Here is a 12,941-nt window from a genome sequence, read left to right as displayed (position 1 = left end):
GGTCCCCATGTCAACCAAGTCAGGCACGAACGATGCCATGCAAACAAAGATGATTAATGCCACATCGAGATTGGTGCCTATGCACTTACAGATCAAGGCACTCAAATCTCTGATGAAAGCGAAGAAAAAGGCACTGGGGTCAACACGCCCACAGGTCAAGTTTCTCGAACAGCCCGTGCCTGACGTTAATACCCTGGCACTTGAGGATATTGATACCAGCAACCCTTTTCTGTATCGGCAAGATCAGTGGGGTGCCTATTTCAAGCGGTTACGTGATGAGGCACCGGTGCACTTCCAGAAAAGCAGCCAGTTCGGGCCATTCTGGTCGGTGACACGCTATGAAGACATTTTGTTCGTCGATAAGAATCACGAGCTCTTTTCCTCCGAGCCACAGATTATTCTGGGTGATCCTCCGGAAGGGTTGTCGGTGGAAATGTTTATCGCCATGGATCCGCCAAAACATGACGTGCAACGCCGGGCGGTCCAAGGTGTAGTGGCGCCCCAGAATCTCAAGGAAATGGAGGGGTTGATCCGGGAGCGCGCCGCCGAGGTGCTCGACAGCCTGCCCCTGGACAAAGTTTTCAACTGGGTGCCGACAGTGTCCAAGGAGTTAACAGGGCGCATGTTGGCGACGTTGCTGGATTTCCCTTACGAGCAGCGTCACAAGCTGGTTGATTGGTCGGACCGACTGTCCGGAGCATCTTCGGCGACTGGTGGCGAGTTTACCGACGAAGACATCATGTTTGACGATGCCGCGGACATGGCCTGGTCATTCTCGAGGCTTTGGCGAGACAAGGAGGCACGACGCAAGGCTGGCGAGCCTCCGGGTTTCGACTTGATCAGCATGCTACAGAGTAACGAGGATACCCGGGATTTGATCAACCGTCCGATGGAGTTTATCGGCAACCTGGCGCTGCTGATTGTTGGCGGCAATGACACTACCCGCAACTCCATGAGCGGCGGTGTGCTGGCCCTGAATCAGTTCCCCGAGGAATTCATCAAGCTGAAAAAAAACCCGGAATTGATTCCGAACATGGTTTCGGAAATTATCCGCTGGCAAACTCCACTCGCGCACATGCGCCGGGTTGCCACGCAGGACGTGGAGCTGCGTGGTCAGACCATTAAGAAAGGGGACCGCGTGTTGATGTGGTATGCCTCGGGTAATAGGGACGAACGAAAGTTCGAAAATCCCGACCAGCTTATTATTGATCGCAAGGACGCGCGCAATCATATTTCCTTTGGCTACGGCATTCACCGTTGCATGGGCAACCGTCTGGCTGAGTTGCAATTGCGGGTTTTGTGGGAAGAGTTACTCAAGCGCTTTGATAACATAGAGGTCGTGGGTGAGCCCGAGCGTGTGCAGTCCAACTTTGTGCGGGGCTATTCCAAGCTAATGGTCAAGTTGACCGCAAAAAATTGAATTTACGTCCGGAGCCGATGTCACCCGAACAGTTCGATTATGTCGTGGTTGGGGCGGGCTCGGCCGGATGCGTCGTCGCCAACCGTCTATCCGAATGCGGCCGCCATTCGGTGCTGTTGCTTGAGGCCGGTCCGGAGAGCCGCCGCAATCCGTTCGTGAATATGCCTTTGGGCTTTCTGCAGCTGATTTTCAGTCGTCGCGTCAACTGGCAGTTCAATACCGAGCCGCAACAGCACATGTATGGCCGTGCCTTGTATCAGCCGCGGGGTAAGATGGTCGGCGGGTCCAGCGGCATGAACGCGCAGGTCTACATTCGCGGACATGCCCGGGACTACGACGAGTGGGCACGGCTCGGTTGCGAAGGGTGGTCGTATGCCGATGTGTTGCCTTACTTCCGAAGATCCGAACATTTCGAGCCGGAGCTGGCGGCTCTTGAAACGGCGTTTCATGGTCGGGGTGGTCCGCTTAATATTACCGAGCGCCGCTATACCAACCCGCTGAGCACGGCGTTCGTCAAGGCGGCGATGCAGGCGGGCCACCGGCGCAACCCGGACTTCAACGGCCGTGAACAGGAAGGCGTGGGCTACTACTATGTTTATCAGAAGGACGGCACGCGCTGTAGCAATGCGCGTGCCTATCTCGAACCCGCGGCGTTTCGGTCCAACCTGACTGTCCGCAGCGGAGCGCACGTCACGCGTGTGTTGCTCCAGGGCGGCCGTGCCACCGGTGTCGAATATCGGAGCGCGAAGGGGCTGGCTCAGGTCCGTGCCCGGCGCGAAGTTGTACTCTGCGGCGGCGCGTTTAACTCTCCGCAGCTGCTGATGCTTTCCGGAATTGGACCGCGCGGTGAACTGTCCCGGCACGGGATTGAACTGCGTCATGAGCTGGAGGGCGTCGGACGGAATCTGCAGGATCACATCGACGTGTTCGTGCGTGTCAGAGCGCGCGACCGCCAGAGCATTTCCATGCATCCGAGCTACTGGTTCAAGGGCCTTCGGGCCCTGCTGCAGTATCTGAGCGGTCGCCGCGGTGTACTGTCGAGTAACGGCGCCGAGGCCGGTGGGTTTATTCGTTCCCGCGCGGAGGAGCCGATCCCCGACTTGCAACTGCATTTCGGGCCGATGTTGTACGCTGATCACGGGCGGGACATGAAGACCGCGATGAGCGGTTATGGTTACATCGTAATGATTTATGGGCTCCGGCCTTTGTCGCGCGGCCACGTCGGTCTGCACAGTGCCGACCCATTCGCGGCACCGCTGATAGACCCCAATTATATGGCTGAGCCCACCGACGTCGAGAGACTCGTTCGGGGGGTGCGTTTAGTACGCAGGATTCTGGAGCAGCCGGCTTTCACGCCTCACCACGAGGTCGAGATATCGCCGGGACCGACGCTGCGCAGTGACGAAGACCTCGCCACATGGGTGAGGCATAGCGGCGAGTCGGCCTATCACCCTGTAGGTACCTGTAAGATGGGATTGGATCCAATGGCGGTGGTCGATCCCCGACTGCGCGTGCATGGCCTCCGGTGCCTGCGGGTGGTTGATGCTTCCGTTATGCCGACCCTGGTGGGCGGAAATACTCATCAGCCGGCGACCATGATTGGCGAGAAGGGGGCCGAGATGATTCTCGAGGATTTCAAGGTTTTCCGCGGCCGATCGCGGTATTGAGTGCGGCGAGCTCGTCCCCATGGCGTTTGTAATCGTGAAATCGGACCCCAAGGCACAGTAGAAAAGAGACAGGCTATGACGAACAATCAGAAACAAACGACGGTCATCGTTGGCGGCGGGCACGCGGCGGGAGCGCTTTTGACAACACTGTTGCAAAAGAAATATCAGCATAAAGTGATTCTGGTGGGCGAAGAGCCCCACCCACCCTATCAGCGCCCGCCTCTGTCCAAGAATTACCTGACAGGCGAAGTTGATCAGGGTTCACTGTATTTGAAGCCAAGCTCAATATATGAAAACGCGGGTCATCAGTTGCGGCTCGGTGTGCGAGTCGTGCAAATCGATCGAAACAACAAAATCATCCGGTTGTCGGACCAGAGCACCTTGAAATACGATCAACTTGTCCTGGCCACGGGATCGCGTGTTCGGCGTTTGAATGCGCCAGGAGCGGACTTGAAAGGCATTCACTATCTGCATGATATAGCCGATGCGGATAACTTGCGTGAACAATTAGTTGCGGGGAAACGTTTGGTCATCGTGGGTGGCGGCTATATCGGTCTCGAGGTCGCCGCCAGCGCAAACAAGAGCGGCGTCGATGTCACCGTACTGGAAGCCGCTGATCGGCTTATGCAACGGGTTACTGGGCCGGAGATGTCCGCATTCTTTTACGCCAAGCATACTGACGCCGGCGTGGATGTACGTTTGAACACGGCGGTTACCGGCTTCGAAGCGGGAGAGCAAGGTTGTGTGACTGGCGTGAGATTGGCGAACGGCGGTATCGTGCCGGCCGATATCGTGCTTGTTTCCATCGGTGTTCTTCCGGAAACCGCTCTGGCCGAGGCCGCGGGCTTGCCCTGTGATGACGGTATTGTCGTTGACGAGTTTACTCGTACCGCGGATCCCGCTGTCCTGGCGATCGGCGACTGTACCCGCCACCGGAATCTGTTATTTGAAAAGATGCAACGACTTGAGTCCGTGGCGAATGCCGTCGATCAGGCTCGTACGGCGGCCGCGACGCTTATGGGTGAGCGCGTGCCCTACAAAAGCGTGCCGTGGTTCTGGTCGAACCAGTTTAACGTACGCTTACAAATGGTGGGGTTATCTCAAAACCACGATCAGCGGGTGGTTCGCGGCGATCCCTCGGATGAAGCGTTTGTGGTATTCTATTTACGCGGAAGCCGGCTGGTGGCCGTTGACGCGGTAAATCTGCCCATGGCCTTCATGGTCGGGAAGAAGCTTGTATATCAAGGCAAGGACGTCGATGTTGAAGCATTGAAAGATCCGAGCACCGAATTGAAATCGTTGGTATAAGGCATGATACCGAAGCAGCACCGGCATTCGGTGCGACGCAGACCGTACACGGCCCGGACCCCTTCCCTGGCCAGCTGACCAAGGCCGGTGGTGCTTAGCCGATGACTTGTGAGAAAATCAGCGGGGCCGCGCGGATCTTCGGCGTGACGAGCCATTACGGGGGAGTCGTCGGTCTGACGCAGGCAATGGACTCTCGCAATTCGGATTCGCGCCGTACCCCGAGGCCGGAGGAGAAAACCATGAAAAAAAAGCGCCCGGCCGGTCCGGCCCGGTCTGATCGTCAGTTTGTATTGACATCCGCCGCTCGACTGTTTCGTGAGCAGGGCTATGACCGGACCACGGTGAAAGAAATCGCAAAAGCGTGTAATTTGCTGCCCGGCAGCCTTCATTACCGGTATCAGGCCAAGGAGGATATTCTTGTTGATCTGATGCGCCTTGGTTTGGAGCAAACCTCGACTGCTGTCTCCGAAGCCGTGGCCGGTGCGGCGGAACCCGTGGAGCAGTTGCGTAGAGGCATCAATGCGCACCTTCAGATGCTGGTCAGCGGCTCGGACATGGTCTATGTACTGTTGTTTGAGTGGCGTTCTCTGCGCGGCGAAGCACGTAAGGAGATGATCAAGTTGCGCGACCGTTATGAGTCCCTCTGGGCGACTATGCTCAAGTCACTGGCGGAGAAAGGGGTAATTCGAAAGGAAGTGGATCTGGATTTGCTGCGGCTTATAGGCCTCGGTGCGCTCAACTGGGTAGCCACCTGGTTTAGCGACGATGGTCGCTACACGCTAGAGGAGATAGGTGATTTTGTCTGGCGCATGATCCGCGACGCGGTGCTAAAGGAGCGCCGGCACGATGTGCGGACTGAATACGGTTGATCGGCGCCCCTATGGCTCTAACGTCAGGCCCCCGGGAGCATTAGCGCCTCGGTGAAACCCAGCTCCGGCATAGGCACGGTCTTTGGATTGATCACGACAGAAAGTTCGCCAGAAGTGGGTCTGGGGAAGAGGCGCCCGGTGGCGGATCATTGGCGGTTTTGAATCGGTTTCTGCTACACTCGCGCATTGGGCCAAGTCCCGCTCTGCTACCCAGCATGAAACGAAGCCCCCGTTACACGCGGGCTTTTTATTCCGTATCCGTTCGTCGCCAGACGCTGGTCCGCCCGCCGGAGCCCCCATGATTGAAGACGCCAAACCCGCCGGTTTGCTCAAACGCTTTATGGCCCTGGTTTACGACGGCTTTCTGGTGGCGGCGTTGTGGTTCATCACCGCCGGCATCTTCGTGATCATCTATAACCACACCGGCCTGCCCGAAGAGGGCGTCAATGTCACCGCCGCCCCCACGGCGGTGTTGCAGGGCATACTGTTCCCTTTGCTGGTAATCGAGACCTGGGCTTTTTACGCCTGGTTCTGGACCCACGGTGGCCAGACCCTGGGCATGCGCGCCTGGCGCCTGCAGGTGCGCGACTACCGAGGCGGGCCGATACGGCTCTGGCAGACCCTGGTGCGCTTTTTCGCCGCCGGTCTGTCCTGGCTGTTGCTCGGCGCCGGTTATCTGGTGGTGCTGGTGCATCCTCACCAAACCCTGCACGACCGGCTCTCGCTCACCGCCACCGTGGTGTTGCCGAAGGGCGCGCGCGCTAAGCGTGCCGCCAAGGGCGCCGCTTAGGTCCCGCCATGAACGTTTCCGATTTCGACTTCGACCTGCCCGACGAGCTGATTGCCCGGCACCCGCCGCAACACCGGCGTGACGCCCGCCTGCTGGCCCTCACCGGCGAGGGGCTGGCCCATCGCCGTTTCCCTGATCTGGCCGGTTATCTGCGCCCCGGTGATTTGCTGGTGTTCAACGACACCCGCGTGATCCCGGCGCGGCTGTTCGGCCACAAAGACAGTGGTGGCCGGGTGGAGGTGTTGGTCGAGCGATTGCTGGGTGGCCAGGAGGCGCTGGCCCACGTGCGCTCTTCCAAATCGCCTAAGCCGGGCACCGGGCTGGTCTTTCAGGAGGGCATCGCGGCCCGCGTGCATGGCCGCCAGGGCGAGCTGTTCCACCTTGGTTTCAGCGGCTGCGCCGACGCGCTCTCGGCGTTGGAACGCATCGGCCATGTGCCGCTGCCCCCCTATATCGACCGCCCCGACGAAAGCGCTGACCTGGAACGCTACCAGACCGTCTACGCCCGCGAGCCCGGCGCGGTGGCGGCGCCCACCGCCGGGCTGCATTTCGATGCGCCGATGCTGGAACAACTGGCCGGGCTGGGCGTGGAGATCGGCTTCGTGACCCTTCACGTGGGCGCGGGCACCTTCCAGCCGGTGCGCGTGGAGACAGTGCAGGATCACCATATGCACAGCGAGCGCTACCGCATCAGCGAGGCCCTGGCCGCTCAGGTGGCGGCCGCCCGCGCCCGTGACGCCCGCGTGGTGGCGGTGGGCACCACCGCCCTGCGTGCTCTGGAAGCCGCCAGCGGCGCCGGCGCCTTGCAGGCCGGCGAGGGCGAAACCGACATCTTTATTTACCCCGGCTACCAGTTCCGCCAGATCGATGCGCTGGTCACCAACTTCCACCTGCCCCGATCCACCCTGTTGATGCTGATCAGCGCCTTCGCCGGCCGCGACCGCGTCATGGCCGCCTACCAGGCCGCCATCGACGAACGCTACCGTTTCTTCAGTTATGGGGATGCGATGTTTATTGAAAGAGCGCCGGACGCTGGACGCTTGACGCCGGACGCTAAAACATGAGGTGCGGCTGGTTTTTTTATTTTAGCGTCCAGCATCCGGCGTCCGGCGTCGAGCGAGGTTTGCCATGTCCCGAATGACCTTTCAGCATCTGGCCAGCGACGGCGCGGCGCGGCGTGGGCGCTTGACCTTTCCGCGCGGCAGCGTGGAAACGCCGGCGTTTATGCCGGTGGGCACCTACGGCACCGTCAAGGGCATGTTGCCACGGGATCTGGATGAGACCGGCGCCGAGATCTGTCTGGGCAATACCTTTCACCTGATGTTGCGCCCGGGCACCGAGGTGATCGGCCAGCACGGCGGGCTACATGGCTTTATGCAGTGGCCACGGCCGATTCTCACCGATTCCGGCGGCTTCCAGGTGTTCAGCCTGGGCGCCATGCGCAAGATCAGCGAGCAGGGCGTGGTGTTCAAAAGCCCGATCAACGGCGACCGCATCGAGCTGAGCCCGGAGCGGGCGATGCAGGTGCAGCATGCCCTGGGCAGCGACATCTGCATGATCTTCGACGAATGCACGCCGTTTCCCGCCACCGAGACCCAGGCGGCGGAGTCGATGCGGCTCTCGTTGCGCTGGGCGGCGCGCTCCAAACAGGCTCATTTTGAACAGGCGGGGAACGATGCCGCCTGTTTCGGCATCGTACAGGGAGGCATGTACGACGCATTGCGCCGTGAATCCCTGCACGGGTTGGTGGACATCGGCTTCGACGGTTACGCGGTCGGCGGGTTGAGCGTGGGCGAGCCGCAGCAGGAAATGCTGCGCACCCTCGGTGAAATCGCCCCGCACATGCCGGCGGATAAGCCCCGTTACCTGATGGGCGTGGGCAAACCGGAGGACATCGTCGAGGCGGTGCGCCGTGGGGTGGACATGTTTGACTGCGTGATGCCCACCCGCAACGCTCGTAACGGCCACCTGTTCACGGCCTCGGGAGTGGTGAAAATCCGCAACGCCCGGCATCGGCATGATCTGTCGCCGCTGGAAGAAGGGTGCGATTGCTATACCTGTGGCCGGTTTTCGCGCGGTTATCTGCACCACCTGGACCGCTGCGGCGAGATGCTCGGCGCGCAGCTCAACACCATCCACAATCTGCGCTACTACCAACGGCTGATGGCCGGATTGCGGGGGGCTATCGAAGCGGGTACATTGAGCGCCTTTGTGGGCGGCTTCTACGCGGCTTTGGAGCGTCCGGTACCCGCGCTTTAAACACCGTGAACGGCATTGGCCGGCGAGCTCGCCGGTGGTCGCTCACGCTTACTGCTTAAAAGACCTGGAGTGACATAATGAACTGGTTGATCTCACCTGCCTATGCACAGACTGGCGGCGCCGCTCCTGGCGGAGCACCCGGTGGCGTGGAACTGATCATGCTGGTGGTGATGATGGTGGTGTTTTACTTCTTTCTCATCCGTCCCCAGCAAAAACGCGCCAAAGAGCATAAAAATCTGGTCAAAAGCCTGAACAAGGGTGACGAAGTGGTCACCAGTGGCGGCATCCTGGGCAAGATCGTCAAGGTCACCGACGATTTCGTGGTGGTGGAAATCAGCAATAACCTCGAGATCAAGCTGCAGAAACAGAGTGTCCAGGCCACGTTGCCCAAAGGCACCATTAAGAACATATAAAACACGCGCGCCCGGTCCGGCGCGACCGGGCGGCTCCGGCCCTGCGGGCCGGCAATTTACCGGCTGAACCGGAACATCGATATGACCCGCTATCCGCGCTGGAAATTTTTCCTGCTCCTGGCCGTGCTGGTGCTTTGCGGCCTGTACGCCCTGCCCAATATCTATCCGGACGTACCGGCCGTTCAGGTCAGTGCCGCCGACGCCGGCGACGAAGTGTCCACCGGCACCCGCGAGAAAATTCGCAGTACGCTGGATCAGGCCGGGTTGAACCACGGTGACGGCGAGGCGGTGAACAGCTCGTGGTTGATCCGCATGGACAACACCGACCAGCAGTTGCGGGCCAGAGCGTTGCTCTCCAAGACCCTGGGCGATCAGTACATCGTGGCGCTGAACCTGGCACCCACCACGCCAGGCTGGTTGCGTGCCCTCGGGGCCTCACCAATGAACCTGGGTCTGGACCTGCGCGGCGGCGTGCACTTTCTTTTGCAAGTGGACATGGACACGGTGGTCAAGCAGCGCATGGACGCCTGGTCTGGCCAGGCCAAGATGGCGTTGAAGAATGCCGGCGTGCGTTACCGCGATGTGATCATCGACGATCAGACTCTGACCGTGAAGTTCGACGATCAGGTCGCCGCGGACGCGGCGCGCGCGCCGCTGCGCACCGCGCTGCCGGAGTTCAAGCTGAGTCAGCCGGAGGCCCGTCCGGAGATCAACCTCACGCTCAACCCCACCGCCATCAAGGAAATCGAGGACTACGCGGTGGATCAGAACCGCACCGCCTTGAACAACCGGGTTAACGAACTGGGGGTGGCCGAGGCGATCGTGCAGCGCCAGGGCGCCGACCGCATCGTAGTGGAACTGCCTGGCGTGCAGGACGCCGCCCAGGCACGCCGCATTCTGGGCCGCACCGCGACCCTGGAATTCCGCCTGGTGGCGGACAACTATTCCGCCGAACGGGCCGCCACCGGCGTGGCGCCGCCGGGCACCGAGATTTTCCCGTTCCGTGATCAGAACAACCGCCCGGTGTTGCTGGAAAAAGCCAAGATCGCCGCCGGCGATCAGGTCACCAACGCCAGCATGGGCTTCGATCAGCAGTCCGGGCAGCCGCAGGTGAACGTGTCCCTGGACGCCACCGGCGCGCGTAGCATGCAACGGGTGACCGGCAAGAACGTGGGCCACCCGATGGCGGTGTTGTTTATCGAGACCAAGACCGAGATGACCTCGGTGGTGGACAAAGACGGTAAACGCACGCAAGAGCCGCGCAGCACCACCGACCGCTACGTGATCAACGTGGCCACCATTCAGGACACCCTGGGCAGCCGCTTCCGGATCACCGGGCTGGACAGCCCGGCGGAAGCCTCGGAGCTGGCGCTGCTGTTGCGCGCCGGCTCGCTGGCGGCGCCGGTGACCATCGTCGAGGAACGCACCGTGGGCCCGAGCCTGGGCGCGGAGAACATCGAAGCGGGCCTCAAATCCATGCTGCTGGGCATGGCCCTGGTGCTGGCGTTCATGCTGGTCTGGTACAAGTTGTTCGGGCTGTTCGCCAACATCGCTCTGCTCGGCAACCTGGTGATCATTGTCGGCGTGATGTCGCTGATCCCCGGCGCCACCCTGACCCTGCCCGGTATCGCCGGGATCGTGCTGACGGTGGGCATGGCGGTGGACGCCAACGTGCTGATCTATGAGCGCATCCGCGAGAATATCCGTAGGGGTATGCGGCCCCGGGAGGCCATCGAAGAAGGCTACAGCCGTGCCTTCGTCACCATTCTCGATGCCAACATCACCACCATGATCGTGGCGGTGATCCTGTTCTCCGCCGGTACCGGCTCGGTGCAGGGGTTCGCGGTCACCTTGTTCATCGGCATTCTCTCGTCCATGTTCACCGCCATCATCGGCACCCGCGCGATGGTGGAAATGGTCTACGGCCGGGGCGCCCGCGCGCCGGCCAAACTGAGTATCTGAGGCGCTTATGAGCAATAAAGCCCCCTTGAACGTCAATTTCATGGCGCCGCGCAAGATTCTCGGCGTCATGTCGATCATCCTGGTGGTCGGTTCCTTGATTCTGTTGGGGACCCGGGGTCTTAACCTGGGCATGGATTTCACCGGCGGCACCACCGTGGTGGTGCAGGGCGAACAGGACATCGACACCGACCAGGTGCGTGAGGCGCTGAGCGGTAACGGCTTCGGTGACGCCGTGGTGCAGTATTACGGGTCCGCCCGCGAGGTGAGCATTCGCGTTTCCCCCCGCGAGGACGCCGACGCCGATAAAGTGGGTCATCAGGTGTTCGACCTGATCGCCGGGCAGATCGGCAATATCAGCCTGCTCAAAGTGGAGTTCGTGGGGCCGCAGGTGGGCGATGAACTGCGCGATCAGTCTGGTCTGGCGCTGCTGATGGCACTGGGGCTGATGCTGGTCTACGTGTGGTTCCGCTTTACCAACAAGTTCGCGGTGTCCACCGTGTCGGCGCTGATCCACGATGTGATCATCACTCTGGGGTTGTTTTCGCTGCTTCAGTGGCCGTTCGACCTGACCGTGCTGGCGGCGGTGCTGGCACTGATCGGTTACTCGCTGAACGACTCCATTGTGGTCGCCGACCGCATTCGCGAGAACTTCCGCAACAGCCGGGAAACCGACCCCACCGCCATCATCAACGGCGCCATCAACGAAACCCTGTCGCGCACCATCAACACCTCGTTCACCACCATGCTGGTGCTGGTGGCGCTGTTCCTGTTCGGCGGCGAAGTGATGCGCGCCTTCTCCGAAGCGCTGCTGGTGGGCATCTTTATCGGCACCTACTCGTCCATCTACGTGGTCGCCAACCTGCTGTTCACGTTTAAAGTCTCCAAAGACGACTTCCTGGTCGCCACCAAGGAAGAAGTGGACGATATGCCATAGGCGGGCGGAGCCCGCTCGTTGAAAGTGACAAGTTAAAAGTGCAAACGCGGGCACGACCGTGCCTAATGGAGAGGTTTCGCCCGCGTTTCAACTTTTAACTTTCAACGTTCTTCTTCTTACCAATCCTGCTTGGCCATCCACGGAATCATGCGCTGGAAAGCGGCTTCGATTTGTTCCAGTGAGGTGGAGTAGCTGATTCGCAGGGAATTGGCGCCGGCGTCGCCGAAGGTTTCGCCGGCTACGGTGCACACGCCGGTTTCGCGCAGCAGTTTCAGGGCCACGTTGCCGCCGTTAACGCCCTCCGGCAGAGAAGGAAACAGATAGAACGCGCCTTCCGGCCGGTAGCCGGTCAGGTGCGGGGTCTGTTGCACCAGCTCCACCAGCCGGTCACGGCGTTTCTGATATTCCTCGAGCATGTCGTCAATAAAGGTGCGGTCACCGCGCAACGCCGCCACCCCGGCCCATTGGCAGGGCGTGTTGGCCACCGTGGTGGTGAACATGTGGTAGCGGCGCAGCTTCTTGATCGCGCCCTGGCTTGCGATCATCCAGCCAATGCGCATGCCGGCCATGCTGAAGGTTTTCGAGAAACTCGACACCACCATCACGTGGTCCAGATCCGAGCAGCAGGAGAGCACGCTGGGGTACTCGCGGCCGTCGTAAATCAGGTGGTCGTAGACTTCGTCGCTGATCACATAGACGCCCCGATAGGCGGCCTCTTGCACGATGGCCTCCACGGTTTCACGCGGATACACGGTGCCGGTCGGGTTGCTGGGTGAGTTGAGCACGATGGCGTAGGTGTTGGGGCCAATCGCGTCGATCACCTCCTGCGGATCAAGCTGATGCTGATTCTCGGCCCGGGTGGGCACTGTTTTCACCACGCCGCCGTTCATCCGTATCAACGGCGCATACAGCATGAACGACGGGTCCGGCACGATGAACTCGCGCCCCGGCGCCGAGGTGGCGGTGAGCGCCAGATACACCGCTTCGGTGGCGCCGGTGGTGATCATGATGTTTTCCGGCGACAGGGTTCGGTGGTAGCGCTGTCCGTAGTAGTCGGCGAGCGCTTCCAGCAGCTCCGGCAGACCGGCGTCCATGGTGTAACCGGTCTGGCCGGCGTTGAGCGCGTCGATGGTGGCCTCGACCACGTGGCGTGGCGGTTTCAGATCGGGCTGGCCGATGGAAAGGTGGATCACGTCGTCCATGGTGGCGGCGAGATTGACCATGCGGCGAATGCCGGGCACTGGGATGGTGTGCAACGCCGGGTTCCAGATCGGGTCTTCGGTTTCGTAGAAATCGGTGTCCAGATTGATGCCGCTCAT

Annotated in this window: 11 protein-coding genes; 10 read left to right on the top strand and 1 reads right to left on the bottom strand. The window is 60.7% G+C overall.

Annotation, left to right across the window (positions count from 1 at the left end; all coding sequences use genetic code 11):
- The first annotated feature begins 7 nt into the window (after positions 1-7).
- The 10 genes from CGS25_RS03530 to secF all read left to right on the top strand — a co-directional run bounded on the left by CGS25_RS03530 (position 8) and on the right by secF (position 11,622).
- Entirely contained in the window at positions 8-1,420 is a 1,413-nt protein-coding gene (locus CGS25_RS03530; RefSeq protein WP_101674610.1) for a cytochrome P450, read from the top strand.
- A gap of 17 nt (positions 1,421-1,437) precedes the next feature.
- Positions 1,438-3,087, top strand: coding sequence for a GMC family oxidoreductase (locus CGS25_RS03525; RefSeq protein ID WP_101674609.1), 1,650 nt, complete (start codon positions 1,438-1,440; stop codon positions 3,085-3,087).
- 75 nt (positions 3,088-3,162) lie between these two features.
- Positions 3,163-4,395 carry an NAD(P)/FAD-dependent oxidoreductase gene (locus tag CGS25_RS03520; RefSeq protein WP_101674608.1) on the top strand — a complete coding sequence of 411 codons (1,233 nt, stop codon included), beginning with the start codon at positions 3,163-3,165 and terminating at the stop codon, positions 4,393-4,395.
- A 239-nt stretch (positions 4,396-4,634) separates the two neighbouring features.
- A complete protein-coding gene (locus CGS25_RS03515; protein WP_067610095.1) occupies positions 4,635-5,264 on the top strand; it encodes a TetR/AcrR family transcriptional regulator in 630 nt (209 codons plus the stop codon).
- Positions 5,265-5,562: 298 nt separating this feature from the next.
- The gene (locus CGS25_RS03510) at positions 5,563-6,054 is read left to right on the top strand and encodes an RDD family protein (RefSeq protein WP_089033084.1); all 492 of its coding nucleotides are present in this window, start codon (positions 5,563-5,565) and stop codon (positions 6,052-6,054) included.
- 8 nt (positions 6,055-6,062) lie between these two features.
- Positions 6,063-7,118, top strand: a complete 1,056-nt coding sequence (gene queA, locus CGS25_RS03505) for a tRNA preQ1(34) S-adenosylmethionine ribosyltransferase-isomerase QueA (protein WP_101674607.1) — start codon at positions 6,063-6,065, stop codon at positions 7,116-7,118.
- Positions 7,119-7,191: 73 nt separating this feature from the next.
- Positions 7,192-8,313 (top strand): tRNA guanosine(34) transglycosylase Tgt, encoded by a 1,122-nt coding sequence (gene tgt, locus CGS25_RS03500; protein ID WP_089033082.1) that lies wholly within the window; start codon positions 7,192-7,194, stop codon positions 8,311-8,313.
- Positions 8,314-8,390: 77 nt separating this feature from the next.
- Entirely contained in the window at positions 8,391-8,726 is a 336-nt protein-coding gene (gene yajC / locus CGS25_RS03495) for a preprotein translocase subunit YajC (protein ID WP_089033081.1), read from the top strand.
- Positions 8,727-8,807: 81 nt separating this feature from the next.
- Positions 8,808-10,688 (top strand): protein translocase subunit SecD, encoded by a 1,881-nt coding sequence (gene secD, locus CGS25_RS03490; protein ID WP_089033080.1) that lies wholly within the window; start codon positions 8,808-8,810, stop codon positions 10,686-10,688.
- 7 nt (positions 10,689-10,695) lie between these two features.
- Positions 10,696-11,622, top strand: coding sequence for a protein translocase subunit SecF (secF, locus tag CGS25_RS03485; protein ID WP_089033079.1), 927 nt, complete (start codon positions 10,696-10,698; stop codon positions 11,620-11,622).
- A 116-nt stretch (positions 11,623-11,738) separates the two neighbouring features.
- Here secF and CGS25_RS03480 read toward each other — a convergent pair whose 3' ends face one another.
- The gene (locus tag CGS25_RS03480; RefSeq protein ID WP_089033078.1) at positions 11,739-12,941 is read right to left on the bottom strand and encodes a pyridoxal phosphate-dependent aminotransferase; all 1,203 of its coding nucleotides are present in this window, start codon (positions 12,939-12,941) and stop codon (positions 11,739-11,741) included.

It is taken from the genome of Alloalcanivorax mobilis (assembly GCF_002864685.1).
GTDB lineage: Bacteria > Pseudomonadota > Gammaproteobacteria > Pseudomonadales > Alcanivoracaceae > Alloalcanivorax > Alloalcanivorax mobilis.
Note: the sequence above shows the minus strand (reverse complement) of the source record. Positions and strands in the feature narration are given on the sequence as shown.

Coding starts and splice junctions, on each gene's coding strand:
- CGS25_RS03530 (WP_101674610.1), top strand. CDS start 8: ATGTCAACCAAGTCAGGCACGAACGATGCCATGCAAACAAAGATGATT.
- CGS25_RS03525 (WP_101674609.1), top strand. CDS start 1,438: ATGTCACCCGAACAGTTCGATTATGTCGTGGTTGGGGCGGGCTCGGCC.
- CGS25_RS03520 (WP_101674608.1), top strand. CDS start 3,163: ATGACGAACAATCAGAAACAAACGACGGTCATCGTTGGCGGCGGGCAC.
- CGS25_RS03515 (WP_067610095.1), top strand. CDS start 4,635: ATGAAAAAAAAGCGCCCGGCCGGTCCGGCCCGGTCTGATCGTCAGTTT.
- CGS25_RS03510 (WP_089033084.1), top strand. CDS start 5,563: ATGATTGAAGACGCCAAACCCGCCGGTTTGCTCAAACGCTTTATGGCC.
- queA (WP_101674607.1), top strand. CDS start 6,063: ATGAACGTTTCCGATTTCGACTTCGACCTGCCCGACGAGCTGATTGCC.
- tgt (WP_089033082.1), top strand. CDS start 7,192: ATGACCTTTCAGCATCTGGCCAGCGACGGCGCGGCGCGGCGTGGGCGC.
- yajC (WP_089033081.1), top strand. CDS start 8,391: ATGAACTGGTTGATCTCACCTGCCTATGCACAGACTGGCGGCGCCGCT.
- secD (WP_089033080.1), top strand. CDS start 8,808: ATGACCCGCTATCCGCGCTGGAAATTTTTCCTGCTCCTGGCCGTGCTG.
- secF (WP_089033079.1), top strand. CDS start 10,696: ATGAGCAATAAAGCCCCCTTGAACGTCAATTTCATGGCGCCGCGCAAG.
- CGS25_RS03480 (WP_089033078.1), bottom strand. CDS start 12,941: ATGAGCGGCATCAATCTGGACACCGATTTCTACGAAACCGAAGACCCG.